24 protein-coding genes are annotated in these 24,358 nt (G+C 69.9%); 15 read left to right on the forward strand and 9 right to left on the reverse strand.

The annotated features are described in order from the left end of the window. Positions 1-3 precede the first annotated feature (3 nt). Complete coding sequence (locus HUA78_RS10725) at positions 4-1,221, reverse strand: hypothetical protein (RefSeq protein ID WP_174454412.1); 1,218 nt, start codon at positions 1,219-1,221, stop codon at positions 4-6. 192 nt (positions 1,222-1,413) lie between these two features. On the opposite strand from HUA78_RS10725, the gene HUA78_RS10730 reads away from it, so the two are divergent. From HUA78_RS10730 to HUA78_RS10740, 3 genes are all read left to right on the forward strand, one after another. Further along, a complete protein-coding gene (locus HUA78_RS10730; protein WP_141640951.1) occupies positions 1,414-1,854 on the forward strand; it encodes a host attachment protein in 441 nt (146 codons plus the stop codon). 95 nt (positions 1,855-1,949) lie between these two features. Next, positions 1,950-2,549 carry an HAD family phosphatase gene (locus HUA78_RS10735; protein ID WP_141640952.1) on the forward strand — a complete coding sequence of 200 codons (600 nt, stop codon included), beginning with the start codon at positions 1,950-1,952 and terminating at the stop codon, positions 2,547-2,549. Next, entirely contained in the window at positions 2,546-3,370 is an 825-nt protein-coding gene (locus HUA78_RS10740) for a glycosyltransferase family 2 protein (RefSeq protein ID WP_174454410.1), read from the forward strand. The genes HUA78_RS10735 and HUA78_RS10740 overlap by 4 nt, the downstream gene beginning before the upstream one ends. Positions 3,371-3,386: 16 nt before the next feature. Here the strand turns inward: HUA78_RS10740 and HUA78_RS10745 are convergent, their stop codons facing one another. The 6 genes from HUA78_RS10745 to HUA78_RS10770 all read right to left on the reverse strand — a co-directional run bounded on the left by HUA78_RS10745 (position 3,387) and on the right by HUA78_RS10770 (position 11,291). Beyond that, complete coding sequence (locus tag HUA78_RS10745; RefSeq protein ID WP_174454835.1) at positions 3,387-4,034, reverse strand: glutathione S-transferase family protein; 648 nt, start codon at positions 4,032-4,034, stop codon at positions 3,387-3,389. Positions 4,035-4,075: 41 nt separating this feature from the next. Then, positions 4,076-4,675 carry an adenylate/guanylate cyclase domain-containing protein gene (locus tag HUA78_RS10750; RefSeq protein WP_141640954.1) on the reverse strand — a complete coding sequence of 200 codons (600 nt, stop codon included), beginning with the start codon at positions 4,673-4,675 and terminating at the stop codon, positions 4,076-4,078. A gap of 375 nt (positions 4,676-5,050) precedes the next feature. Continuing rightward, the gene (locus HUA78_RS10755; protein WP_174476225.1) at positions 5,051-5,869 is read right to left on the reverse strand and encodes a hypothetical protein; all 819 of its coding nucleotides are present in this window, start codon (positions 5,867-5,869) and stop codon (positions 5,051-5,053) included. 11 nt (positions 5,870-5,880) lie between these two features. Further along, entirely contained in the window at positions 5,881-6,708 is an 828-nt protein-coding gene (locus HUA78_RS10760) for a hypothetical protein (protein ID WP_174476226.1), read from the reverse strand. 54 nt (positions 6,709-6,762) lie between these two features. Next, complete coding sequence (locus HUA78_RS10765) at positions 6,763-8,991, reverse strand: serine/threonine-protein kinase (RefSeq protein WP_217442435.1); 2,229 nt, start codon at positions 8,989-8,991, stop codon at positions 6,763-6,765. Positions 8,992-9,212: 221 nt separating this feature from the next. Beyond that, a complete protein-coding gene (locus tag HUA78_RS10770; RefSeq protein ID WP_174476227.1) occupies positions 9,213-11,291 on the reverse strand; it encodes a S46 family peptidase in 2,079 nt (692 codons plus the stop codon). 108 nt (positions 11,292-11,399) lie between these two features. On the opposite strand from HUA78_RS10770, the gene HUA78_RS10775 reads away from it, so the two are divergent. The 3 genes from HUA78_RS10775 (at position 11,400) to HUA78_RS10785 (ending at position 14,612) form a co-directional block, all read left to right on the forward strand. Further along, positions 11,400-12,542: a triacylglycerol lipase gene (locus tag HUA78_RS10775; RefSeq protein ID WP_174454406.1), complete on the forward strand. Its 1,143-nt coding sequence runs from the start codon at positions 11,400-11,402 to the stop codon at positions 12,540-12,542. Between the two features lie 146 nt (positions 12,543-12,688). Further along, positions 12,689-13,573, forward strand: a complete 885-nt coding sequence (locus tag HUA78_RS10780; RefSeq protein ID WP_174466295.1) for an oxidoreductase — start codon at positions 12,689-12,691, stop codon at positions 13,571-13,573. Between the two features lies 1 nt (position 13,574). Further along, complete coding sequence (locus HUA78_RS10785; RefSeq protein WP_174466294.1) at positions 13,575-14,612, forward strand: AraC family transcriptional regulator; 1,038 nt, start codon at positions 13,575-13,577, stop codon at positions 14,610-14,612. On the opposite strand, the gene HUA78_RS10790 is transcribed toward HUA78_RS10785, so the two are convergent. Beyond that, positions 14,572-16,059: a PLP-dependent aminotransferase family protein gene (locus HUA78_RS10790; RefSeq protein ID WP_174466293.1), complete on the reverse strand. Its 1,488-nt coding sequence runs from the start codon at positions 16,057-16,059 to the stop codon at positions 14,572-14,574. The two genes, HUA78_RS10785 and HUA78_RS10790, sit on opposite strands and share 41 nt — an antisense overlap. A 142-nt stretch (positions 16,060-16,201) precedes the next feature. Between HUA78_RS10790 and HUA78_RS10795 the strand changes: the two genes are divergently transcribed. Next, on the forward strand, positions 16,202-16,657 hold the full coding sequence (locus HUA78_RS10795; RefSeq protein ID WP_174454403.1) for a rhodanese-like domain-containing protein: 456 nt from the start codon (positions 16,202-16,204) through the stop codon (positions 16,655-16,657). Positions 16,658-16,682: 25 nt separating this feature from the next. Here HUA78_RS10795 and HUA78_RS10800 read toward each other — a convergent pair whose 3' ends face one another. Continuing rightward, on the reverse strand, positions 16,683-17,774 hold the full coding sequence (locus HUA78_RS10800) for a ferrichrome ABC transporter substrate-binding protein (RefSeq protein ID WP_174459850.1): 1,092 nt from the start codon (positions 17,772-17,774) through the stop codon (positions 16,683-16,685). A gap of 243 nt (positions 17,775-18,017) precedes the next feature. Here HUA78_RS10800 and dps point away from each other — a divergent pair, with 243 nt between their 5' ends. The 8 genes from dps (at position 18,018) to HUA78_RS10840 (ending at position 24,183) form a co-directional block, all read left to right on the forward strand. Beyond that, on the forward strand, positions 18,018-18,575 hold the full coding sequence (gene dps / locus HUA78_RS10805; RefSeq protein ID WP_141640965.1) for a DNA starvation/stationary phase protection protein Dps: 558 nt from the start codon (positions 18,018-18,020) through the stop codon (positions 18,573-18,575). 107 nt (positions 18,576-18,682) lie between these two features. Beyond that, positions 18,683-19,543 carry an SDR family oxidoreductase gene (locus tag HUA78_RS10810; RefSeq protein ID WP_174454401.1) on the forward strand — a complete coding sequence of 287 codons (861 nt, stop codon included), beginning with the start codon at positions 18,683-18,685 and terminating at the stop codon, positions 19,541-19,543. Beyond that, positions 19,540-20,157 (forward strand): glutathione S-transferase N-terminal domain-containing protein, encoded by a 618-nt coding sequence (locus HUA78_RS10815; RefSeq protein ID WP_174454400.1) that lies wholly within the window; start codon positions 19,540-19,542, stop codon positions 20,155-20,157. The genes HUA78_RS10810 and HUA78_RS10815 overlap by 4 nt, the downstream gene beginning before the upstream one ends. Before the next feature lie 20 nt (positions 20,158-20,177). Then, positions 20,178-21,620 (forward strand): YdiU family protein, encoded by a 1,443-nt coding sequence (locus HUA78_RS10820; RefSeq protein ID WP_174454399.1) that lies wholly within the window; start codon positions 20,178-20,180, stop codon positions 21,618-21,620. 56 nt (positions 21,621-21,676) lie between these two features. Next, positions 21,677-22,228, forward strand: a complete 552-nt coding sequence (locus HUA78_RS10825; RefSeq protein ID WP_174454398.1) for a hypothetical protein — start codon at positions 21,677-21,679, stop codon at positions 22,226-22,228. Continuing rightward, complete coding sequence (locus HUA78_RS10830) at positions 22,225-22,638, forward strand: DUF4190 domain-containing protein (protein ID WP_174454397.1); 414 nt, start codon at positions 22,225-22,227, stop codon at positions 22,636-22,638. The genes HUA78_RS10825 and HUA78_RS10830 overlap by 4 nt, the downstream gene beginning before the upstream one ends. Positions 22,639-22,739: 101 nt before the next feature. Beyond that, positions 22,740-23,279: an inorganic diphosphatase gene (locus HUA78_RS10835; RefSeq protein ID WP_141640970.1), complete on the forward strand. Its 540-nt coding sequence runs from the start codon at positions 22,740-22,742 to the stop codon at positions 23,277-23,279. Between the two features lie 4 nt (positions 23,280-23,283). Next, positions 23,284-24,183: a CHAD domain-containing protein gene (locus tag HUA78_RS10840; protein ID WP_174476228.1), complete on the forward strand. Its 900-nt coding sequence runs from the start codon at positions 23,284-23,286 to the stop codon at positions 24,181-24,183. Positions 24,184-24,358: the final 175 nt, after the last annotated feature.

The following is a 24,358-nucleotide window of genomic DNA, read 5'->3' on the forward strand; positions in this document are numbered from 1 at the left end:
AGCTCAGAAGCTCCCGCCGACGACGACATGGACCGCCGTGGCCGCGCCCGCGCTGACCGTACCCGCGGGCGTCGGCGCCTCGCTGCGCGAGGGCACCACCAAGAGCCACGTCACGCTGCCCGCCGTCACCGCGCCACCCCCAATGAGCAGCGCCGTGGCGAGGTTCGCCTGCGACTGCGCATCCAGCCGCTCCTTGCGGGACACATCCAGCATCCCGTCTCCATCCGCGTCCTTCGCCCGGCCCTCCACGTCCTTGGCGCCCTTGCCCAGCACCGCGCCCACGCCCACCGCCGCCAGGCCCACCAGCGCGGTGTAGAACGCCGGCCGCTTGTAGATGGGCGTGCCGCGACCGCGCTTCGCCACCTGCCGGGCCACCGCGTCCTCGGGACCCTCCGGCGCCGGGCCGGAGATCTCCATGCGGACCTCCAGTTCCTCGCGCCCACCGGGCTTGAGCGTCACCGTCCGCGTGAAGGACGCATACTCATCCGCGGACACCTCCACCTGCACGGTGCCCGGCGGCAGGCGCGCCTCCACGCTTCCCACACCGAGGATGCGCTCGCCCGCCTTCACCACCGCCGTGGGAACGTTGACGCTCACCTTCAGCAGCGCGCGCGGTCGGCCCAGCGCCATCATCCGATTGCCCAGCTTGGTGGCCGCCTCCTGCTGGAAGGCCGCGTCCTTCGGGTTGCGCCCCGACACCACGTCCTCGTGCACCACGCCCTTGTCCCTGTCGTACGTCCACGCGCGCAGCGTCCAGCCCGCGTCCTCCAGCGACAGCCGAGCCGTCGTCAGCAGGTCCGCGTCCAGCGACTCCGCCGGCTCCGCCAGACACGACGCCTGCGAGCAGCGCAGCGCCGCGTCGTAGTTCGCCTCCAGTCGCTCGCGCACCTCCCGGGGGCCCGCGCCGAAGGCCACCATGCCGGACGACATCGCGCCCTTCGCCAGCTCCCGCAGCCACACCGACGCCTGCTGCGAGCCCGCGCGCTCTGGCGTGTCCAACCCGAGCAGGACGAAACGCGGTGTCAGCGACACGGCGTTCTCGTCCTCCGCTCGCAGGTCCAACCCCATGTCCTGTCCGCCCGGCTGCTCCGACGGGGACTCCTGGGAGGAGGTCTCTGAGCTGAGGTCCAGCCCCAGGCCGCCCTGCTCCTGAGCCCGCGCGGGACGGGCCAGCAGCGCGAGCGCCAGCATGGCGACAGGCAGAACGACGGGAATGCGCATCCCGCCGTTCTACTCCTTTGCCATTCCCAACGGAATGATCGGTCAGATTCCAGACACCGTGGGTCTGGGGGTGGGTGTCAACCCTGTGCGACATGGCCGCCTGCCCTGCGCACGAAGGGGAAGCGGCTCGGGGCCGGAAGCTTGCCGGGTGTCGCGTGGGTCCTCATCTCCCATCCTAAGGAGGCGTGACACATGGCGGACGCAAAGCTCTGGATTCTTGTGGGGAACGCGAGCCGGGCAAGGCTCTTCGCGACGGACGCGAAGGCGGAGAAGGATTGGAGTCTGGTCGAGGAGTTCCACCACGAGGAGAGCAGGGCCAAGGGCGATGACCTGCGCGACCAGCCAGACAACCCCAACGCCGGCACCCTGCACGGGCCCCCCGGTGAGAATGAGCCCAATGGCCGCAAGGAGTTGGAGCACGAGCGGTTCGCCCGGGAGCTGTCCGGCGTCCTGGACAAGGGGCATGACCGCCACGCCTTCGACAAGCTCGTCATCGCCGCGCCCCCTGAATTCCTCGGGCGGCTGCGCAAGGCGCTGAGCACCCGCGTCCGACAGCGGGTGTTGCTGGACGTGGGCTCGGACTACTCCACCGTGCCGGCCCGCGATTTGCCTGAACGCGTTCCCCTCCTCTAGCGTGGCCTTTTCCGGAATTTCCGGAACAGCAGTCCGGGCGTCAGCGGTGGGGCGACGCCCGGGCCCGCGCGGGCCGCGCGGCACGAGGAGCATGAATGGCGGCGGTGAAGGCGGTCCTGTTGGACCTGGGCAACGTCCTCGTCTTCCACGACAACGCGCTGCTGTTCTCCAGGCTGGGAGCCTGTGCCCGAATGCAGGCGCACGAGGTCTCCCAGCGGCTGATGGGCGCGGGATGGACCGCGGCCAACAAGGGCCTCCTGGACGCCGAGGGCATCCGCCGCAGCGTGTGCGGGGCGCTCAACCTGGAGCTGCCCATGGCGGAGTTCGCGCCCCTGTGGAGCAGCCACTTCACCACCCACGACGCGGTGCTCCCCCGGGTGGAGTCCCTGGTGGGTCGGGTGAAGCTGGTGCTGGTGTCCAACACCAACGCGCTGCACGCGGCCTACCTGCGGCCTCGCCTGCCCCTGCTCCAGCGCTTCGATGCGCTGGTGATGAGCTGCGAGGTGGGCAGCGTCAAACCGGAGCCAGACATCTACCGAATCGCCCTGGAGCGCGCGGGCTGCGCGCCCGAAGAGGCCGCCTTCTTCGATGACCTGCCGGAGTTCGTGGACGCGGCCAACGCGCTGGGCCTGCGCGGCCAGCTCTTCACCACCGCCGCCGCCTTCGACACCCAGCTCGAGGCGCTCGGATTATGAGGCTCGGTGGCTACGTCCTGCACCGCGACAACAAGGACACGCTGGAGCCCTGCCTGCGCGGCCTGCTGGCCCTCTGCGATGACGTGGTGGCGCTGGACTCCGGCGCCACGGACGGCTCGGGGGAGCTGGCGCGCTCCCTGGGGGCGCGCTCGGTGCCACACTCCTGGAAGGGCTATGGCGCCGCGCGAGTGGCCGCGGTGAACGCGCTGGCGCCGTGCGACTACGTCTTCTACCTGGACTCGGACGAGTCGCTGGAGCCCGGCGCCGTGGACACGCTGCGCGCGTGGAAGGGCTCCTCGCCCGACGCCGACGTCTACCGGCTGCCCCGGCGCGACTGGGCGGAGATGGAAGGCCGCCGCTTCCTCTTCCGCACGCAGTGGCGCGCACGGCTGGTGCGGCGGGAGAAGGCCGTGTGGCACGCGCGGCACATCGTCCATGAGGCCCTGCCGAAGATGCGGGGCGGGCGCGTGCTGGCGCCCATCGACCACCGCTTCGCCACCTCGGTGGCGCGCCGCTGCGCCAAGGAGGAGCGCTACGCGCTGCTGTGGGCCCTGCGCGCCCACTTCGAGCAGCGCAGGCTCAAGCCCGTGGTCATCCAGCGCCTGGCCGCGTGGGTGCGCGACTGCGTGCTCACCGGCGCCGTCTTCCGGGGCGGAGCGGACGCCTCCCGGCTGGCGTGGGGCGTGGCTGGCTACCACTCCACCAAGTACGAGTACCTGGGCCAGCTGCGCGAGGGCCGCTTCGCGGAGCTGGCGCGCATCTATTCGGAGGAGCGCTACGACGAGCTGTTCGCCCGCGTGCGCGAGGGCCGGCTGGACTGAGGCCCAAGCCGGCGGCTCACTCGTACTTCGCGACGGGCGGCTCGCGCAGCCCCGCCTCCGCCCACTTCTGGAAGGCGGGCTGGGCCAGGAGCGTGTCGCGGTACGCGGCGCACACCGGCTCCAGCGCCACGTCGTAGGTGACGAAGCGCGTGGCCACCGGCGTGTAGAAGGCATCCGCGATGGTGAAGTGGCCGAAGAGGAACGGCCCGCCCTGCCCGAAGCGGGCGCGGCAGTCGGTCCACAGCGCCTGGATGCGAGCGATGTCCTCGGCCACGCCCGGCACCCGGCCCTGTCCCGGACGGCGCGCGCGCAGGTTCATCCCCATGTGCTCGCGCAGCTTCGTGAAGCTGGAGTGCATCTCCGCCGTCACCGCGCGCGCCACCGCGCGGGCCTCGCGCTCCTGGGGCCACAGCCGGGCCTCTGGAAACGTCTCCGCCAGGTACTCGCAGATGGCCAGCGAATCCCAGATGGACACGTCGCCGTGCTTGAGCAGAGGCAGACGGCCCGTGGGGGAATGACGGGCGATGAGCTCCCGCGTGTCCGGTGTGTCCAGGGGGATGACCACCTCCTGGAACGGCTGCCCGGTGTGGGCCAGCGCCAGATACGGCCGAAGCGACCACGAGGAATAGTTCTTCGAGGCAACGACGAGGGTGAGCTGGGACATGGCGCGCACGGTAGCGCTCCATGCCACGGGACGCCCGCGCTTCAGTTCGCCGGCGTGTTGCGGCCCAGGAACGAGCGCACGCGCGACAGCCACGGCTGGCGACGGCGGTGCTCCGGCGGGTCGATGCGATACACGGCCACCGGCAGGCGGATGTTCTTCATCTCGCCCCGGCCCAGGCGCACCGGCGGGGACTCCAGCTGCCCCTCCACCTGTCGCGCCACCGTCTCGCTGACGTAGAGGGTGCCGGGCCGCGCCAGCGCCTCGATGCGCGCGGCCAGGTTGACGCCCTCGCCGAACACCTCACCGTCGCGGTGCACGACGACGCCCAGGTGCACGCCCACGCGCATCACCACGCGGCGCTCCACGGCCACCAGCCCGTTGTGCACCTCCAGCGCCCGCTGCAGCTCCAGGCCAAAGTCCACGGCGGCCAGCCCGCCCTCGAACTCCAGCAGGAAGCCGTCCTCCAGACGCTTCACCTCGCGGCCACCGTGTCGCGGGAGCAGCTCGCGGACCAGCACGGCGTGCTCGTCGCGCACCACCTGCTGGAGCGCTTCGTCACGCCAGGACTGGCGTCCCGCGGCCTCGATGCCCGTGAACAGGATGGCCGACAGTTTGCCCGGCTCGGGTTCCTCCACCACCATCGCTCAGCTCCCCTCCCCCCGATGCCAATTGTCCAAAACGTTACTCCAGGACGAGGCCCCCGGTCCCAGCCGAGCCCCCCGTCACGGCTGGGACCGGGCCCCGGATGACCTCTCGCCCGGACGGGCGCGGCCATGCATCGCGTGAAGTCCCTCGCTCCTGACGTCTCGGCTTCGACGGCCGCTCGCTCTCAGTCCCGCTGCGTCAGGGCCGGGGAGCGATGGGACGAGCACTGAACCACTCTGCTCGACTCCATCAGGATAATTCATCACTGACGCGACGCACAAACAGCCCAGGAGGTCGGACTCCACGGGTGTCCGACCTCCAACGCAGTGAGTCAGGTGCGCGTTCTTCTCAGGACAGGTGAGGGGTGGGCCTCACAGGTCGTCGCAGGGGGTTCCCAGGCGGGCGCCGGTGTAGATGCCGAGCTCGTTGTAGATGAGCGCCAGGTTCTCCGAGACAGGCACCTGTCGCAGCTTGCGGCGGGCCTTCTTCTCCACCCAGAGCGACGGCAGCTCGCGGTCCAGCAGCAGTTGGAGGTCTCCCTTCTTCGTGGAGAAAATCTCCCCCTTCGAGTCGGAGACGACGTTGACCATCTGCTGCTGCTTCATCCGGCCACGGGGGCCGATGAAGACGCGGAAGCTCTTCTGCTCGGCCTGGAGCCGGCCCCGCTCCACCAGGAAGTAGACGCCCTTGGTGTCGCGCAGGAGGGCGTACGGCTCGTACTTCATGGGGCTGGGGGTATAGGCCGCCTTGCGCAGCAGCTCGCGCGAGGTCTCCGTCGCCAGCAGCTTGAAGGCCGTCGCGCGCTGGCCGCAGCGCACCGAGCAGGTGCCCTCCTTCGAGTCCACCTGGACGACGGAGTAGGCGCGCGCGTCCACGCCATTCGCGTTGGATTCCAGGTCCGGGTTCCAGAAGCGGGGCTCGAAGAACGAGCCGGTGGGGAGCCGGACGACGTTGGGGGCGATGGGAATCTCGGTGAAGGTGGCGCCGTCTCCGTAGAAGAGCTGGGGCTGCGAGCTGTCGAAGACCTCCGTCGAGGAGACGTAGTGCCCCTTGCCGTCGGTGCAGACGGCGGTGCGCTCCAGGAGCATGCGCTTGCGCAGCGAGTCCTCGCGCGCCCAGGGGGGCTCGTGGGCCAGGACGGCGGTGGACGACAACGTCAGGAGCAGGGCGAGGCGATGGGCCAGGGACATGGGATGGAGCCTCACAGGTGGTCCAGGAAGAAGTCGGCGTAGGAAGCCGTGTCCATGCCGCCCGCGGCGGGGGCGATGGTCCACTGGAGCGCACCGCTCTCGACCTTGCCTCCGTAGCTGGCGCCGTTGCGGCACTCCACCCGCTTCAGCGTGCTCTTCACGGTGCGCCGGGCTTCCTCCGAGCCCCGGCACAGGAACTCGAGGGCCTCGAGCGGCCCGGCGCAGTACGCGCCGATGGGGTACTCGCTCAGCTCCTTGTCGGAGACGGTGTCCCAGGCCACCTGGACGGCCACGTTCGAGCCGCACGTCTGGTTGAGCGTCTTCACCTTCTCGGCCAGGTCGCGCTCCTCGGATGCGGCCCAGAACGCCTTGTCGAACGCGGCGGCGCGGCTGAGCGTGCCGTCGGCGAGCTGGCGCTGGTACAGCTCCACCACGTCCTCGACGTCCACCTTCTTCGAGCGCTCCTCGCTCGCGTAGAGGGTGACGGGGTCTTCCTTGTCGAAGCGGTTGAGGGTGTTCCTCCCGTTCGACTTCTGGGACGGCGCCAGTCGCACCAGGCGCAGACGCTTGCCGCGCCAGTCCGTCCAGTAGGAGTTGTCGTCACCGACGCTGTGGAGCGCCACCTTCCCGTCCAGGTCATCGCCCGGGGCGTGGAACTGGACCAGGGCCCGTCGGGGCTCCGCGGGCAGGAGCGGGACGATGGTGATGATGTCCCCTCCCTCGGAGGTGAAGACGAGCCCCGTGCCCTCCGGCTTTGGTGCTTCGGTGGTGGGCCGCGCGCTCCGCGAACAACCGAGCGCGACGACGATGACGACACTCAACGCCAACAAGACTCTCAAGCAACGCCCCCTGTTCGTGGAGCCCCGCGTGGACGCCCGACACGGGCGCCGCCGTCACAGGGCGATATCGTACTGCTTGCAGTACTGGCGAACCTGAGCGCGCTCCGCCGTGGGAACCCGAAGCCAGACGGTGCGCGCGTTGGACAAATCTCCCTGGCGGCAGTGGACCCGCGTCAGCAGCGCGAAGGAGGCGCCTGTGACTTGCGACCGCTGACTGCGGCGCACCAGGTGGAGGGCCTCGCTGGTGTCTCCGCTCGCCAGCGCCTTCTCCGCCAGTTCGAGGTCCGCGAGCGCGCCTTCTTGGATGGTCTCCGGGCTGCGTCGCCGCTCCGCCTCGGGCGTCGGACGCGAGGTGCCCACGGGGTTTCGAGCGGCGTCATTCGGTGGGGTTCCGTTGCCCTGGGGTTTCGCCTTCACCTCTGGGGTCACGCTCGTCTCCGCCGATGGAGGGGCGGCTTCCGGAGAGCCGACCGCCAGTGCGCCTTCTGAGTCGGCCTTCGCCTTGGGTGGGTCCGCGGGGGCCTCGCGCGCCAGGGTGGGACTTACATCCGGGGGACTCGCGGGCGCCTGGACAGGCGGAGCCGCCGGGTCGGCGGAGGCGGACACGGAGTCCTCCCGAGACGCGAAGGGCAGGACCCGCGAGAACCCCACGCCCACGGCGATGAGCACGCCCGCGGCCAACGCCATCCAGACCCAGACCTTGCGCGAGCCCGCCAGGACACCTCGCGAGGCGGACCGAATCGTCGGGGGCTCTGGGACCGAGTCGGGCTCCGAAGGGTCCGGACTCATCGGCGCGGCATTCGCGACCGAGGGCCTCCACACCTCGAGCGGAACCGCCGCCGCGGGCTCGGCCACCGGAGGCGCGGGCGGAGCGGAGGACACGACCTTCGGCGGCGACACACGCACCGACTTCCCGATGAGGCCCGAAGCCTCCGAAGGTCGTGAGGCGTCTGCCTGCGCCGAGCGTCGCGAAGCCTCCGGCGACTGCGCGGACTCATGCTGCGCGGGGCGTCGAGACGCATCAGCGGACTGCGCGGACTCACCCTGCGCGGAGCGTCGCGAGGCTTCAGGAGACTGCGCGGACTCACCGTGAGCAGGGCGCCGCGAGGCATCAGGAGACTGGGCGGACTCACCCTGTGCGGAGCGCCGCGACGCTTCAGCGGACTGCGCGGACTCACCCTGCGCGGAGCGCCGCAAGGCTTCAGGCGACTGGGCGGCCTCACCCTGCGCGGAGCGGCGGGACCCGGCGTGCTGGGACGGACGGCGGGGCACGGCAGCCACCGTGGCGGGCCTCGACGGGGGCGACGCGATGGGCCGGGGCTGCACGGTCGCCGTGGGCACGTGCGCGGCGGCCTGCGCGACGACGGGCTGAAGCAGCACGTCCGCGGGCGGCGTCACGGTGCGCAGCGGCGTCCCGGTGAGCGCGGCGATGAAGGCGCTCACGTCCGGGAAGCGGTCCTCAGGGCGCTTGGCCAGCGCCTGTTCGATGGCGCGGATGACGTGCGCGGGAGTCTCCGGCGCCACTTCGGCCAGGGGCTCCGGTGGATCATAAACGATGCGGTAGATGAGCTCCGGCAGGATGCCCCCGTCCTTGAAGGGCAGCTTGCGGGCCAGCATCTCGTACACCATGCACCCGAACGAGAAGATGTCCGTGCGCAGGTCCACGTCCTTGTTCTTCCCCGTGGCCTGCTCCGGCGCCATGTACTGCGGCGTGCCCAGCAGGATGGCGTCCTGCGTCTGCACCGTCTTCGAATCGAGAATCTTGGAGATGCCGAAGTCGAGCAGCTTCACGTGCTCCACCGGCATGCCCGCGATCTCCATGGGCACGAGGAACACGTTGCCGGGCTTCAAGTCCCGGTGGATGACCCCCGCGCCGTGCGCCGCCTGGAGCGCGGAGCCCATCTGCCGGGCAATCGAGTACACCTCCGTCAGCGTCAGGGGCGCGCCCTTGCGCATGCGCCGCGACAGCGGCATCCCGCGCAGGTGCTCCATCACCAGGAACGGCGAGCCGTCCTCCAGCGTGTCGAAGTCGATGACCTCCACGATGTTCGGATGGCCCAGCCGCGACGCAATCTCCGCCTCGCGCCGGAAGCGAAGATAGACATCCTTCCCCAGGCTCGAGTCCGGCCGCAGCACCTTGATCGCCACCTGCCGACCCGGAAGCCGCAGATGACGCGCCAGGAAGACGGTGCCCATGCCTCCCCGGCCGAGCACGCCGGCAATCTCGTACGTGTCCCGTAGGACGGTGCCGAGTGGAATGTCGTGGGCTGGCAAGGAACTCATGGAAGACCGGCCTTCACTCCGGAAGCCGCATTCTATCCTGGAGCCCCTGACACGCCTTGGCCAGTCATCTGGCGTTGCTACACGCCCCCGCGAGATTTCCGCAAGGACACTGAACGCCGGCACGCCTCGGCTCGGGCGCGCCGGCTATCGCCTTCTCACAGCATGAGGAACCGGTGGGGTCCACCGCCGGAGGGCTCCGGCGGCGAAAACCCGGCGCCGGCCTACCTGGCGGGTGGGGTCGCGACCTCGCTCGCGGCGCGCAGCTCCTTCACCACCCGCGTGGCGCCGTAGACGTGCTCCAGGGCGGCGAGGATGCCGTCTCCGTGCACCGCCACGGCGCGGTTCGTCTCCGGGACGTACGCATACCGGCCGCCCAGTGAGTGCAGGTTGCCGTCGAAGACGAGCCCCACGACGCGTCCATCGCGGTCCACGACGGGAGAGCCGGAGTTGCCGCCGATGATGTCGTTGGTGGTGGCCATGTCCAGCGGCGTCGCGTCCGGCACCTTGCCCTTCGCCTTCATCCAGGTGTCCGGCAGCTTGAAGGGCTCCTTGCCGGTGTGGCGCACATACGCACCGCCGAACGTCGTGAGCGCCGGCACGGGGCGGCCATTCTCGTCCCAGCCCTTCAGCTGGCCGGCGTTGAGGCGCAGCGTGAAGGTGGCATCGGGATAGCCGGAGGTGCCGTACACCGCGAGGTGCGCCTTGGCCAACCGCTCGCCGTTGCGCTTGAGCACCGCCTCCACCGAGTCCTCGTAACGCTTGCGCACCGCGCGCGCCTCCGCGTCCACCTTGCGCGCGAAGAGCAGCATCGGGTCCTTCGACGCCTCCACCGCCGCCTTGCCTCCATCCAGCAGGGCCTGCCGCGTCTTCACGTCACCCAGCTTCGTGCCGCGCACCAGCGAGCGGGCCAGGGACTCCGGAGACTCCGTTCCGAGCACCTGCCGCACGAAGGGGTCATCCGCGCCCAGCGTCTCGCGCAGGCGGCCGAGGCCGAAGGCGAGCACCGCCTCGTCCAGCTCCACGGCGATGGGCGCGCCGCGCAGCAACTGCTGACGCAGCGAGGGGAGCTGCGCGTCGGTGTACTCGCGCAGGCGCTCCGCGTTGGGCTTGGGCTGCTCGTCGGCGATGCGCACCAGGTGACGCGCCAGCGAGTAGAACTCCGAGGAGAACGCGTCCCCGCCCTCCTTCATCCGGTACTCGGGCAGCATCCGGCGATACGTGTCGAGCGCCTTCGCCGTCTCCTCCCACGCCCCCGCCGTGGCGGCCTTCACCGTGGCGTTGGCCTCCACGCGCTTGCGCAGCTCCGCCTCGTCCTCCCGCTTGCGCGCCAGCAGCGACGGGTCCGCCAGGGCCTGGTGCCGACCACGCAGCGCCTTCAGGCCGTTCTCCACTCCGCGCAGCCGCGAGCGCGTGGTGCGGTAGCGCTCCGGCGAACCGCTGGAGAACTCCTTCAACTTGCCGCGCAGCTCGGAGAGCATCAGCAGCGTGTAGGGCAGGTTCACATCGCGCTGGAACTCCAGCTCCGCGACGCTGGCCTTGCGCTCGGTGCCACCGGGGTGGCCGGAGACGAAGACGAGGTCCCCGTCTCTGGCGCCCTGCTTCGCCCACGGCAGGTAGTCCGGGCTCTTCGCGGGCGCGTCGTCCTTCCACACGCGCAGGAACGCCACGTCATAGCCGAAGCGCGGGAAGTTGAAGTTGTCCGGGTCCCCGCCGAACGCCGCCATGGAGAACTCCGGGGCGAAGGCCAGGCGCACGTCCTGGAAGCGGCGGTACTCGTAGAGGTGATACTTGCCGCCGTTGAACAGCGTCACCACGTCGCAGCGCACGTCGGTGGACGTGGCGCACGCGGACTCCACGGCGGACATCTCCTTCTTGAGCGCGGTGTTGTAGGCGGCGCCGGTGAGGCCCTTCGTCGCCGCGTTCATCCGCTCGGTGACGTCCGTCATCTTCACCAGCTGGTTGGCCTCCACCTTGGGGCAGCGGCGCTCTTCCGCGGGGGTGCGGGCCTGGAAGCCCTTGGCCAGCAGGTCGTCCTTGGGCGAGGACAGGTCCTCGATACAGCCGCGGACACAGTGGTGATTCGTCATCACCAGGCCGTCCGGAGACACGAAGCTGGCGGAGCAGCCACCGGCCAACCTCACCGAGCCGAGCCGGACCTTGTCCAGCCATGCTTGAGTGGGCGTGAAACCATGGGCCTTGTTCACCGTCTCCACGGGGAAGGCGTCGTAGGTCCACATGCCCTCGTCCGCGGCGGCGGGGAGAGACATGAGCAGGCCAAGTGCGAGCAATGCACGGTCCACGGTGTTCGTCCTTCTGGCTGATGGGGTGAGAAAGGCGCCGGTGAACGCCTGCTCGGAGAGTGCATTCCCGAGCGGGAATCACGCGTCGCGTCAGGTATGGTGGAGACAATGGCCGCGAAGCACCACATCTATCTCGTCCCCGGGTTTTTCGGGTTCATCAACCTGGGCGAGCTCGTCTACTTCGGACACGCGCTCGACTACTTGAAGGCGGAGCTGGCTCGTCGAGACATGGGTGAGTCGGAGGTCGTCATCGTCCTGTCTCACCCGACGGCGTCCATCCGGACGCGGACGGCGGACCTGCTCCGAGCCGTGCAGGAGACGGCGAGCGGTGATGACGGCCCCATCCACCTGATAGGGCACTCGACGGGAGGCCTGGACGCGCGGCTGTTCGTCAGCCCGGGCGCGCAGCTCGCGGAGGGGTTGGAGCTGGAGCCGTTCGCCCGGCGGGTGCGCTCGGTGGTGACGGTGTCCGCGCCGCACGCGGGCACGCCGCTGGCGTCGTTCTTCCTGGGGCTGTTCGGACAGCGGCTGTTGAAGCTACTGTCCCTGTTCACCGTGTACGTGCTGCGCTTCGGCCGGCTGCCGCTGCGGGTGGTGTTCCGCTTCGGGCACCTGATGGCGCGCGTGGATGACCAGCTCGGGTGGAAGCAGACCTTGTTGGATCAGCTCTATGACCAACTGCTCGGGGACTTCTCCTCGGAGCGGCGCGACGCGGTGGCGAAGTTCCTGAGCGATGTGGGCAACGACACGTCGCTGATTCCGCAGCTCACGCCGGAGGGCATCGACCTGTTCAACGCGAGCACGTTGGACCGGCCGGGTGTGCGCTACGGCTCGGTGGTGACGCAGGCCCGGCCACCGTCGCTGCGCACGCGCGTGTCGGCGGGGTTGGACCCCTACGCGCAGCTCACGCACACCATCTATGCGTTCATGTATGGGCAGACGCAGCGGATGCCGCTGACGGCGCTGCCGCTGCACTCACCCGCGCAGACGGCGGCGCTGGTGCAGGCGTATGGGGCGATGCCGGGCCCCACGGCGTGTGACGGCATCGTCCCCACGCGCTCGCAGGTCTACGGGCGTGTGCTGGCGGCGGTGCGCGCGGACCACCTGGATGCGATTGGCCACTTCGACCAGCCGGCGCATCAGCCGCCGCACGTGGACTGGCTCATCTCCGGCTCCGGCTTCCGGCGGCCCCAGTTCGAGGCCACCTGGAAGGCCATCACCGACTTCCTCTTCGAGGACGAGAAGCGCTGACGCCCTGAGCGGGCCCTCGGATGCCTCTCGGGACGGTGGCGCGATTCGATGAATCTTTGGCGCCATGCGATTGGCGCGCGTGAGGGCGGTTCGTAACTCTTGGGCGTGGCCGAATTCACGGCGCGACGAAGAGAAGGACGGTCCCCATGTCGAAGGTCTGGCTCATCACTGGAAGCTCTCGCGGCCTCGGCCGTGATTTGGCGGAGGCCGTGCTGGCGGCCGGTCACCGGCTCGTGGCCACGGCGCGCAAGCCGGAGCAACTGAAGGATTTGGTGGAGCGGTATGGCGACCGGGTGCGCGCCGTCGCGCTCGACGTGACGGACTCCGCCGCGGCACGAGCCGCCGTCGCCGAGGCGACCTTGGCCTTCGGACGGCTGGATGTCGTCGTCAACAACGCGGGCTACGCCAACGTGGCCGCAATCGAGGACGTGGACGAGGCGGACTTCCGCGAGCAGTTCGAGACGAACTTCTTCGGGATGATGCATGTCACCCGCGCCGCCCTGCCGGTGCTCCGCGCGCAGCAGGACGGCCACATCATCCAGGTGTCCTCCATCGGCGGACGCCGAGGCTCGCCCGGACTGGCGTCGTACCAATCCGCGAAGTGGGCGATGGAAGGGTTCTCGGAGGTCCTCGCCCAGGAAGTGGCGCCGCTGGGCATCCGGGTGACCCTCGTCGAGCCCGGAGGCATGCGCACCGACTGGGCCGGCTCGTCCATGAACGTCGGTGACATCAGCGACGCCTACAAGGCCACCGTGGGCGCCTTCTCCCAGCACGTGCGCCGCGGCGCGGACAGCCCGCGCGGAGACCCCATCAAGGCCGCGAAGGCGATTCTCCAGATTGCCGACGAGAAGCAGCCACCCCTGCGGCTGTTGCTCGGCTCGGACGCCGTCTTCCTCGCGGAGCTCGTCGTCCAGCAGCGCACGGCGGAGGACTCGCGGTGGAAGTCGCTCAGCGTCTCCACGGACATTGATGGCCTCGTCCCCTTCGCGGAGACTCCGGTCGCCAAGATGCTGATGCCCAAGAGGAACTGACGTGCCCGCCGACCTCGTCCCTGTTCCCAGCGTGCTGCTCGACCGCCTCACCGCGCTCGGCGTCGAGGTCGAGCGCGTGCTGCGACACGCGGGCCTGGTCCGCTCCCGCTTCCAGGAGCCCAAGGCGCGCCTGACGACCCAGGAGTTCATGGCGTTCTGGCACGCGGTGGAGGCCACGGGCGGAGGGAGGGAGGTCGGCCTGCGCGTGGGCTCCGACGCCAGACCCCATCACTTCGATGTCGCGACGATGGCGGCCCTCCACTCCCCCACCCTCGGCGAGGCCCTGGCGAAGCTCGCCCGCTACAAGGGTCTGGTCTGCCCGGAGGAGGTGAGCGTCGAGGTCGTGAAGAACGAGGCGCGGTTCAGGTTCCACTGGCTGCTGGCCGAAGGACCGCTGCCCCTGTTCCTGGTCGACGCGACGTTCGCTTCCACCCTGGCGCTCGCGCGGCGAGGCACCGGCAAGCCCCTGGTGCCCAGGCGTGTCGAGCTGGCGCGACGTCGCTCCGACGCGGAACTGCTCACCCGCCACTTCGGCTGCAAGGTCCGCTTCGATGCCCCCGTGGACCTGCTCGTGTTCGAGGCGAGCGCGCTCGACGAGCCCCTCCTGACGCACAACGCGGACCTGCTGGCGCTGCTCGTGCCGGGACTGGAGCGGGAGCTGGACCAGCGACGGCGACACACCCTGGCGGACGACGTGCGGCTGGCGTTGAGACGCCGCATGTGTGGCGAGCGTCCCTCCGTCGACAAGGTCGCCGAGGAGCTGCACTTGAGTTCGCGCACGCTCCAGCGAAAGCTCGAAGCCGCGGGGACCACGTATCAACTCCTGCTGGATGAAGTGAGACACCAGGCCGCGCGCCAGTTGCTAGGGAGCACGGACCTGGACGCCAACGAAGTGGCCTTCCTGCTGGGCTTCGAGGAGCTGAACTCCTTCAGCCGTGCGTTTCAGGGCTGGGAGGGAACAACACCGTTGCGCTGGCGCGGGGCCACGCGCGAAGAGGCTACCGGGTCGGGCCGTCGAGCACCCCGCACAGCGTCCTGACAGCGGCGCGAAGCCCGGCGGGACTCGCGCCGGAGAAGCCCAGCACCAACCCCTGCTCGCGCTTTCGCCCCAGGTAGAGCGGAGACAGCCGGCGAGCCCCCAGCCGCCGTGCATCCGTCCGCGCAATCACAGCCTCATCCAGGAGCCCTTCGGACAGGAAGGCCGTGACATGCATGCCCGCCTCCGCCGTGCCGATTCGCAGCACTCCGGGTGCCTCGCGTTTCAGTGAATCAAGGAGCGCGTCGCGGCGCTCCGCATAGACCAGGCGCATCTGTCGAAGGTGCGCGGCGTAGTGCCCTGACTCCATGAACCGCGCCATCGCGGCCTGCGTGAGCGGAGGCGCGTGGCCATCCGTGGCGGCGCGCGCGGCGGTGAAGGCGTCCACCAGCGTTTCCGGGACGACGAGGAAGGCCAGCCGCAGCGAGGGGAACATCACCTTGTTGAACGTGCCCGCGTAGAGGACTCGCCCCGCCACGTCCATGCCCTGAATCGCGGCGAGCGGCCGGGTCGCGTAGCGGAACTCGCTGTCGTAGTCGTCCTCGAACAGCCACATCCCGGAGGCGCGCGCATGCTCCAGCAACGCCAGCCTCCGCGACAGGCTCATCGTCACGCCCAGCGGGTACTGGTGCGAAGGCGTGACATAGGCCAGCCGTGCCTTCGGCGCCCGCGACACCGCCAGCTCCACGCGCGGGCCCTCCGCATCCACGGGGACGGGATGCAGGCGCGCTCCCGCCGACTCGAAGGCCACTCGAGCGCCGAGGTACCCCGGCTCCTCCAGCCACACCCCGTCCCCTTCATCGAGGAGCAGCCTCGCGGAGAGGTCCAGGGCCTGCTGCGTGCTGGAGAAGACCAGGACCCGCCGCCAGTCACACCGCACGCCACGCGCAGGTCCCAGGTGGGCCGCGATGGCCTCGCGCAGCGGACGAAAACCCTCGGGCTCGCCCGCGGTCATCCGCCCGGGCTCCAGCACCCGGGCCTGCTTCGCCACCGCGCGTGCCCACAGCTTCGCGGGGAAGAGGTCCAGCGCGGGCAGGCACGGCGTGAAGGGCCGCACGTCACGCGGCTCGGGCGGAAGCACCTCGCTCGCCATGCGCTGCCCCCGGCGAGACAGCCCTCCCTGTCGCGTGGCCTTCGCGCTCCCACGCGCGAGCGGAGACCGGGGCTGACGGGCGTGCTCCGGCAGCGCGACGACACTGCCCGAGCCCACGCGCCGCTCCAGGAAGCCCTCCGCGTCGAGCTGCGCGAAGGCCTCCTCCACCGTCCCCCGTGAAATCCCCAGCTCCCGGGACAGCGTGCGCGTGGACGGCAGCCGGCTTCGTGGCGCGAGCGTTCCCGCGAGGATGGCCTCGCGCAGCCGCTCATAGAGCCGCCGATGCAGCGAGCCCGCTTGCCTGCCTGTGTCCGGCAACAGGAAAGGCAGCGACACACCCACGGAGCGCTTCGACATGCGCACTCTGTAGTCGGCCCCCTGCCCCACGACAACCCGGGCACGCCTGAAAGTGGTCCAGTCGACTGTCGCTGAATGGTGCTTTCGCGTGGACCACTCCGGGAGCACTGTTCCGGGCATCGAAGCCCAGGGAGTACTCGTCATGACCACGCCCGCCACCCCATTCTCGTTCGTTCTCGAAACCCCCGCCGCCCCGCCCGAAGAGGCACACCGCCACTTCCTCGCGAAGCTCTCCGTGGAGACCGACGCCGCCGACCTGCACCTGGACCTGGAGCGCGGAAAGAAGGGCTTCGTCGTCGTGGACGTCCGCTCGCCCGACGCCTACGCCGAGCGCCACATCCCCGGCGCGCTGAACCTGCCCGCGCGGACCCTCTCCGCCACCACGACGGCGCACCTGAGCAAGGACGACGTCATCGTCACCTACTGCTGGAGCCCTGGTTGCAACGGCTCCACCAAGGCCGCCGCGCGCCTGTCCGCGCTGGGCTTCCGCGTGAAGGAGCTCATCGGCGGAATCGAGTACTGGGTGAAGGAAGGCTACGCCACCGAGGGCACCGCGCCCCAGGGCCAACCCGTCTACGCCGAGCGCCTGCCGCGCTGAGCACACCCCGTGTGAGCCAGGCGGCTCAGTACACGCCGATGAGCACGACCTTCACGCGGGGATTGCCCAGGTACTCCTCCAGCCGCCACCGGCTGCGCAGCTCATCCGCGCGCAGCCCCGGGCCCGACTCCGGCGGCGCGTCCGCGCTGGCCAGCGCATCGCGCAGATGCGACACCGCCCACGCGTCGAACTTGGGGTCCCCCGAGCCTTCCAGCACCTTGAGGTCCAGCAGCTTGCCGTCTCGCGCCTGACGCACCTCCAGCACCGTGGCGAGCGCGAGCACCGGCGTGGTGACGTCCATCATGAACATGTTCGCCGCCCGCCCCGCCTCGACGGCCGCCTGGAGGCGGTTGCGCTGCTCCAGCCGCCGGTCCCGCTTCTCCGCCACGTAGGGCGAGCCCGTCTTCCCGAAGCGCTCCGTGGCCTCCACCTGCTCGCGCTTGAGGCGTGAGCCCAGCACGTTCAGGTCCGGCGACGGCGGGTTCACCAGCTTCTTGGCGAACCGGTCCTGGAGCTTCGTGAAGTACGGATTCACGGCGCCGCTCTCCGCGCGTGCCGCCGCGCTCGCGTCCGCCGCCCAGCCATCCACCAGCTCTTTCGCCTGCGCTTCCTCCCGCCGCGCGATGGCCCGAGGGTCCTCACCAGGCTGTCCGTCATTGCGCAGCGTCCTGCCCGATTGCGCGGGCTTGCCTGGAGGCTCGCTCCCCCAGAGCCCCTTCGGCACGAGCGAAATCGTCGGCGGCGCGGTCCGGGTGGGCGCATCCTCCGGAGAAGCCTCGGGCCCCTGCTCCGTCGACGCGACTCCGGGCGCTTCCGCGACGGCCGGGGACTCTTCTTCCTTCTTCTTGCCCTCGGGTGCCCGCGCGATGGCTTCCGGCGGTTTCTCGTCCGTCCGACGCGGAGGCGGAACCGGCTCGGGCTTGGGAGGCCGCGGGGTCGGCGCTGGCACGGGTGGGGCCGCTACCGGCGCCTTGGGCTCCAGGTAGACAATCTCCAGCTCTGTGGCCGTCGGACGCGCTGGCGCGGCTGACCGCACTCGCGACAGCGCCAGGAAGAGCGCCGCGTGCACGAGCACGGAAAGCAGGACCGCAATCCACCACGATGAACGCCGGGACACACCTCGGAGTGTGCCTCCTAGCTCCTCCGAGGAGAAGCGCCCTGACGTCCGAGCTCGATGATGTCCAGTCGCTCCCTCCCGCCGCCTCCCCGGCGACGGAGGTAGCGTCATCAATGACCTCTAGAGCGGTTTCTCATGGAACGCCCGGCTGTCCGCTCGCCCCCCAGCCAGGACGCCTCGGCATGGCGCGTGGGGAAGGCCATCCCCACTCTTCCGAAAGCCTTCTTGGAGGGAGCGCCAACCATGAACTTTCCCAGCCATGTGAATGTCCCCAGTGAGACGCGCGAGGAGATCATCGACCTGCTGAACAACCTGCTGGCCGACTCCATCGACCTGCACTGGCAAATCAAGCAAGCGCACTGGAACATCCGGGGCACCCACTTCTACAGCCGTCACCTGCTCTTCGACGACCTGGCCAAGCACGCGCGCAAGCAGGCCGACGAGTTCGCCGAGCGCGCCGGCACCCTGGGCGGCTACGCCGAGGGCACCATCCGGCTGGCCGCCAAGAACAGCGAGCTGCCCGAGTACGACCTCAAGGCCGTGGAGAGCGAGGACCACCTGAAGTGCCTGGTGGACCGCTTCGCGCGCTACGGCGCCTCCATCCGCGGCGGCATCGAGCGCTGCGATGAGCTGGAGGAGCCCATCACCGTGGACCTGCTCACCCAGGTCCTGGGCGACGTGGAGCTGGACATGTGGTTCCTGGAGAGCCACCTCAACGGCGCCCCGCGCCCCAGTCCGCGCACCAAGGGCGGACGCGACGACGCCCGCTCCAGCGAGCCCACCCGGCCTCCGCACGCCTGAGCCACGGCGGCACCCAGACCTCCCTTCCCCATGGGCCCGGCGCTTCCACGAGCGTCCGGGCCCGTGTCGGCATATAGAAGGCGTCCTCGAAATCCAGAGGACGCCCCATGAGCGCTGAGACACGGTTGGACGGGAAGGTGTGCCTCATCACCGGGGCCACCGGCGGCATTGGCCTGGAGACGGCCAAGGCCCTGGGACGACTTGGCGCCACGCTGGTACTGGTGGGCCGGGACCCCGCCCGCACCCAGGCCGCCGTCGACGCGGTGAACCAGTCCGTCGCGGGCGCGCGCGTCGACACGATTCTGGCGGACTTGAGTTCGCTCCAGGCCGTGCGTGCGGTGGCCGACACCTTCCGCTCGCGCTACTCGCGCCTGGACGTGCTGCTCAACAACGCGGGCCTCATCATCGACCGCCGCGAGGTGACGGTGGATGGGCTGGAGGCCACGCTCGCCACCAACCACCTGGCGCCCTTCCTCCTGACGCATCTGCTGATGGACACGCTCAAGGCCAGCGGCCCCGCGCGCGTCATCAACGTGTCGTCGGACGCGCACCGGGTCGGCAAGCTCGACTTCACCGACCTCCAGAGCGAGCGCCGCTACGACGGCTTCCGCGTGTACGCCACGTCCAAGCTGGCCAACATCCTGTTCACCCACGCGCTGGCGAAGCGGCTGGAAGGCACGCCCGTGACGACGAACGCGGTGCACCCTGGCGTGGTGCGCTCGGGCTTCGGTCACAACACGAAGGGCTTCTTCCGCTGGATTGTGAAGCTCGGCGCGCCGTTCATGCTGTCCGCCGAGGGCGGCGCGCGGACGTCCATCTACCTGGCTGCCTCGCCGGAGGTGGACGGAGTCTCCGGGAAGTACTTCATCCGTTGCCGGAAGAGGAAGCCGTCCGCCGCCGCGCGGGACGACGCCCTCGCCGAGCAGCTCTGGCGTGAAAGCGCGCGGCTCACGGGAGTCTCACCATGATTGACCTGTATACGTTCGCCACGCCCAACGGGCGCAAGGTGTCCATCGCCCTGGAAGAGCTGGAGCTGGCCTACACCGCGAAGTCGGTGAACATCGGCAAGGGCGAGCAGTTCACGCCCGAGTTCCTGGCCATCAATCCCAACAACAAGATTCCGGCCATCGTCGACTCGGAAGGGCCGGACGGCCGCCCCATCACCGTCTTCGAGTCGGGCGCCATCCTGCTGTACCTCGCGGAGAAGACGGGCAAGCTCATGCCGTCCAGCCTGCGCGGCAAGACGGAAGTGACGCAGTGGCTGATGTTCCAGATGGGCGGCGTGGGCCCCATGTTCGGCCAGCTCAACCACTTCGGCCGCTTCGCCTCCACCAAGATTCCCTACGCCATCGACCGCTACACCGAGGAGTCGAAGCGACTGCTCAAGGTGCTCGACGGGCAGCTCGGCAAGGGAGACTTCGTGGCGGGCCGCTACTCCATCGCGGACATCGCCCTGTACCCGTGGGTCGCGGGCATGCGCACGTACGTCCCGGAGCTCTTCGCGGGCCTGGGCCAGGTGCCGCAGTGGCTGGCGCGCGTGGGTGAACGTCCCGCCGTGCAGCGCGGCATGAAGGTCCCCTGAGCGTTACCGTTTCCCCCTCCATGCCCGCGCTCGAACAACTTCGCTTCGACAACACGTACGCCCGCCTGCCTCCCGGCTTCGGCGCGAGGGTGTCCCCCCGCGCCTTCCCGAATGCCCGGCTGGTGAGCCTCAACCCCGCCGCGCTGCGCCTGCTGGAGCTGGCGCCAGAGGAGGCCCGACGGCCGGAGTTCGTCGAGGCGCTCGGCGGTGGGCGTCCGCTGCCGGGCATGGAGCCCTTCGCCATGGTGTACGCCGGGCACCAGTTCGGCGTGTACGTGCCCCGGCTGGGAGACGGCCGCGCCCTGCTCCTGGGTCAGGTGCGCAACGGCGCGGGCCAGTCGTGGGATTTGCATCTCAAGGGTGGTGGGCCCACGCCCTTCTCTCGCGGTGGGGACGGCCGCGCGGTGCTGCGCTCCTCCATTCGGGAGTACCTGTGCGGCGAGGCCATGCACGGGCTGGGCATCCCCACCACGCGCGCGCTGTGTCTGATTGGCGGCGACGAGCGGGTGTACCGCGAGGAAGTGGAGACAGGCGCCATGCTGGTGAGGATGGCACCGTCGCACGTGCGCTTCGGCACCTTCGAGTTCTTCCACCACTCCGAGCAGCACGAGCACGTGGCGCTGCTGGCCGACCACATCATCGACGGCCACTTTCCCCACCTGTCCGGAGCGCCAGGGCGTCATGCTCGCTTCTACGCGGAAGTCATCGAGCGCACCGCGCGGCTGGTGGCGCAATGGCAGGCGGTGGGCTTCGCGCACGGGGTCATGAACACGGACAACATGTCCATCCTCGGGCTCACGCTGGACTACGGCCCCTTCGGCTTCCTGGACGAGTTCGAGCCGGGCTTCATCTGCAACCACTCCGACCACCGGGGCCGCTACGCGTTCAACCAGCAGCCGCGCATCGCGATGTGGAACCTGGCCTGTCTGGGGGAAGCGCTCCTCACGCTGATGTCCGAGGACGAGGCCCGAGCGGCCCTCAACACCTTCGAGCCCACCTTCAGCGCGCACTTCCTGACGCTGATGCGCCAGAAGCTGGGCCTGCGCGAGGTGCGCGAGGAGGACCGCGCCCTGGTGGGTGACCTGTTCGCGCGCATGGCCGAGGCCCGCGTGGACTACACCCGCTTCTTCCGCGCGCTGGGACAGCCGGACACGGTGGGGGCGATGTTCGCGGACCGGACGGGCTTCGACGCCTGGGCGGAGCGCTACCGGGCGCGGCTCGCCTCCGAGGGCAGCGTGGACGCGGAGCGCCGGACGTTGATGGAGCGCGTCAATCCCCGGTACGTGCTGCGCAACTGGATGGCGCAGGCCGCCATCACCCGGGCCCAGGAGGGCGACTTCTCGGAGGTGGACCGACTGCTCGCCGCCCTGGAGGACCCCTTCACGCAGCGCTCCGAGTACGAGGAGTACACCACGGAGCCTCCCGCCTGGGGCCGGCACCTGGTGGTGAGCTGCAGCTCCTGAAGGACGGTGGGCCCTGGCTGGCGCGCGCCAAAGTGTCTGGATTAGAACCGCGCGCCATGCCTGCCGACGTCGTCATTCCCAAGAACGAGCTCAGTGAGTTCGACCTGCCCCGTGTCTGCGTCATCACCGGACAGACAGAGGGCATCTCCTTCAAGCCCGTGAAGTTCGCGTGGTACCCGCGCTGGCTGCTCATCTTCCTGCCGTTCGCGGCCCTCATCGTGCTGATCATCGCCAGCATCCTCACCAAGCGGGCCAAGGGCACCCTGCCCTTCAGCGAGGAGGGGTGGGCCCGGTGGCAGCGCAGCAAGCTGCTCTTCGGCCTCTCCTTCCTGGGCACCATCGCCATCCTGGTGGGCGGCATCGCGGTGTTCGCGGGCAAGGGCGATGGGACTCCCATCCTGGTGGCGGTGCTGGTGGCCGTCCTCGTGCCCGTCGTGGCCTACTTCACGGCGGTGAAGGGACGGGTGCCGTCGGTGAAGAAGATCGACGAGCGGACCATCACCCTCCGCCTTCCCAGCGACTCGGCGGCGACCACCATCGCGGCGCACCTGAACTCCGGGCGGCGGCCGCGAAGCGCGCAGCATCCGCTGGAGCTGCGCTCGGCATGAGCCTGGAGACGCCGCCAGAGGGGGCCTCCTGCGCGGCACACCCCGACGTCATCGCGAGCTGGGTGTGTGGCCGCTGCGGCACGTTCATGTGTCCGGCGTGCGAGCGGCGGATGCGCCCGGAGGCACGCCCCATGTGCCCCACGTGCTGGGATTTGCGCACGCGCACCGTCGACGCGCCCGAGCGCCATGGCCCGGCGCTCCCCATCATCGGGCTCATCCTCGGCGTGCTCTCGCTGCTGCCGGCGTGCTTCGTGCTTCAGATAGCCGCCCTGGTGGTGAACATCATCGCCTTCGGCCGCACGCGGGAGCCACCGGAGCGGGCGCGACGATGGATGCCCATCACCGGCCTCGTCCTGACGGGCGTGGGCTTCGTGGGGGTCGTCATCATCGCGCTGAGGTCCGTGGGCTGATGGCCGTCTGGCTCGCCTGCCCGCCTGGAAGGTTGGCGAGCCAAAAGTCACCCTGAAGGGCGCTTGCCGCACGGGGGAGGCAGGCTGACCTTCCACCTTCCATGACGACGGACCTCACCCGCCTGCCCTCGCGTGGGTCCCAGGGCGCATTCCACGTCGTCGTCGAGTCCCCACGGGGTTCGACGGTGAAGCTGAAGTACGACGCCGCGCTCTCGGCCTTCACGCTCTCCCGTCCCCTCACCCGGGGTCTGCGCTACCCGTTCGACTGGGGCTTCATCCCCTCGACACGCGGGCCAGATGGGGACCCGCTCGACGCCATGGTGTTGTGGGACGACACCACGTGGCCCGGCGTCGTGCTGCCCTGCCGCGCGCTGGGGGTCCTCCAGGTGGACCAGAAGCGCAAGGGAGGCAAGCCGGGCGAGCGCGAGCGCAATGACCGCATCATCGCCCTGCCCACGGCGTCGCCTCGCACCGAGCACCTGCGCACGTATCAGGACGTGTCCCGACGCGAGCGCGAGGAGCTGGCGCACTTCTTCCTCACCGCCGTGCACTTCGAGGACAAGGAAGCGCGCATCCTCGGCTGGGAAGGCCCCGAGGCCGCCGAGCGGATGTTGAACACCCAGGCCGGGACGGGAGGTTAGTCGGATGGCCCAACCCACGCCCATCCGCGGACTGGGCCCCGACAGCGAGCTGGGACAGGCCGCGCGGCGCATCCTCGCGGGCCGGCTGGCGGATGTCCGCAAGCCGGAGGCGAAGCTGTCGGACGAGCTCGACGACGACGGCGTCCACGATATGCGCGTGGCCACGCGTCGGCTGCGCGCCGCCATCCAGGTGTTCCGTCCGCTCGGAGGGCTGGGCAAGCTGGAGATGGAGGTGAAGCGGCTCCAGGACGCGCTGGGCGACGTGAGGGACCTGCACGTCCAGGCGGCCTGGCTGGAGGAGGTCGCGAAGAAGGCGCGCCGCGAGAAGCCCGACACCCGTGCGGGCATCGCCGCGCTGGGCAAGGCGCGACTAGCGGGCCTGAAGGCGAAGGAGAAGCGCCTGCGTTCGGAGCTGGAGCGGTGGGCTTCGCGCACCGTGCCTCGGATGCTGCGCAAGGTGGATGCGCTGGAGGACGACCATCGCTTCGGTGGGCGCCGGGTGAAGGAGCCCCTGCACTGGCGGGTGCGCCGGGTGCGCAAGCGGATGCAGGTCTACATGGACGCGCCCGATGCGGCGTCCGCGCATGCGCTGCGCAAGGATTTGAAGAAGCTGCGCTATGAGCTGGAGATCTTCCAGCCCGCGTTCCGCCGCACCCTGGGCGCGCTGGTGGAGGTGCTCGTCCCTCTCCAGGAGGGGCTGGGGGAGCTGCACGACGCGGACGTCCGGCTGGAGGTGTTCGAGCGGCTCGCGGCGGGCGGCAAGCCCCGGGAGCGCAAGGCCGCGCGCGCCCTGCTGCCGCTCATCCGCGAGGGTCGGGCGAAGCGCTCCGCGGAGATTGCTCGCGAGCTTCAGCGCTGGCACGCCGAGGCGATTCCCCGGCGACTCATCCAGGTCCTCACGTAGCGAGGGCCCCTGAGTGTCTCGGCCACGTCGCGCCCATCATCGGTGGCGCGACGTGGCACTCACGAGGCGAAGCTCAGCCGTCACAGTCGAGCGGACAGCTCTGATGTGACTCGAAGGACTCGCACAGCCCGTTCCCGCAAGGGTCGCCAACGGGAGTGTCACAGTCGAGAGGGCA

This window comes from Myxococcus sp. CA033, assembly GCF_013336625.1.
GTDB lineage: Bacteria > Myxococcota > Myxococcia > Myxococcales > Myxococcaceae > Myxococcus > Myxococcus llanfairpwllgwyngyllgogerychwyrndrobwllllantysiliogogogochensis.

Bases quoted from the DNA above. Each gene is read 5' to 3' on its own strand.
- HUA78_RS10725 (WP_174454412.1), bottom strand. From the start codon at position 1,221: ATGCGCATTCCCGTCGTTCTGCCTGTCGCCATGCTGGCGCTCGCGCTG.
- HUA78_RS10730 (WP_141640951.1), top strand. From the start codon at position 1,414: ATGGCGGACGCAAAGCTCTGGATTCTTGTGGGGAACGCGAGCCGGGCA.
- HUA78_RS10735 (WP_141640952.1), top strand. From the start codon at position 1,950: ATGGCGGCGGTGAAGGCGGTCCTGTTGGACCTGGGCAACGTCCTCGTC.
- HUA78_RS10740 (WP_174454410.1), top strand. From the start codon at position 2,546: ATGAGGCTCGGTGGCTACGTCCTGCACCGCGACAACAAGGACACGCTG.
- HUA78_RS10745 (WP_174454835.1), bottom strand. From the start codon at position 4,034: ATGTCCCAGCTCACCCTCGTCGTTGCCTCGAAGAACTATTCCTCGTGG.
- HUA78_RS10750 (WP_141640954.1), bottom strand. From the start codon at position 4,675: ATGGTGGTGGAGGAACCCGAGCCGGGCAAACTGTCGGCCATCCTGTTC.
- HUA78_RS10755 (WP_174476225.1), bottom strand. From the start codon at position 5,869: ATGTCCCTGGCCCATCGCCTCGCCCTGCTCCTGACGTTGTCGTCCACC.
- HUA78_RS10765 (WP_217442435.1), bottom strand. From the start codon at position 8,991: ATGAGTTCCTTGCCAGCCCACGACATTCCACTCGGCACCGTCCTACGG.
- HUA78_RS10775 (WP_174454406.1), top strand. From the start codon at position 11,400: ATGGCCGCGAAGCACCACATCTATCTCGTCCCCGGGTTTTTCGGGTTC.
- HUA78_RS10780 (WP_174466295.1), top strand. From the start codon at position 12,689: ATGTCGAAGGTCTGGCTCATCACTGGAAGCTCTCGCGGCCTCGGCCGT.
- HUA78_RS10790 (WP_174466293.1), bottom strand. From the start codon at position 16,059: ATGTCGAAGCGCTCCGTGGGTGTGTCGCTGCCTTTCCTGTTGCCGGAC.
- HUA78_RS10795 (WP_174454403.1), top strand. From the start codon at position 16,202: ATGACCACGCCCGCCACCCCATTCTCGTTCGTTCTCGAAACCCCCGCC.
- dps (WP_141640965.1), top strand. From the start codon at position 18,018: ATGAACTTTCCCAGCCATGTGAATGTCCCCAGTGAGACGCGCGAGGAG.
- HUA78_RS10810 (WP_174454401.1), top strand. From the start codon at position 18,683: ATGAGCGCTGAGACACGGTTGGACGGGAAGGTGTGCCTCATCACCGGG.
- HUA78_RS10815 (WP_174454400.1), top strand. From the start codon at position 19,540: ATGATTGACCTGTATACGTTCGCCACGCCCAACGGGCGCAAGGTGTCC.
- HUA78_RS10820 (WP_174454399.1), top strand. From the start codon at position 20,178: ATGCCCGCGCTCGAACAACTTCGCTTCGACAACACGTACGCCCGCCTG.
- HUA78_RS10825 (WP_174454398.1), top strand. From the start codon at position 21,677: ATGCCTGCCGACGTCGTCATTCCCAAGAACGAGCTCAGTGAGTTCGAC.
- HUA78_RS10830 (WP_174454397.1), top strand. From the start codon at position 22,225: ATGAGCCTGGAGACGCCGCCAGAGGGGGCCTCCTGCGCGGCACACCCC.
- HUA78_RS10835 (WP_141640970.1), top strand. From the start codon at position 22,740: ATGACGACGGACCTCACCCGCCTGCCCTCGCGTGGGTCCCAGGGCGCA.
- HUA78_RS10840 (WP_174476228.1), top strand. From the start codon at position 23,284: ATGGCCCAACCCACGCCCATCCGCGGACTGGGCCCCGACAGCGAGCTG.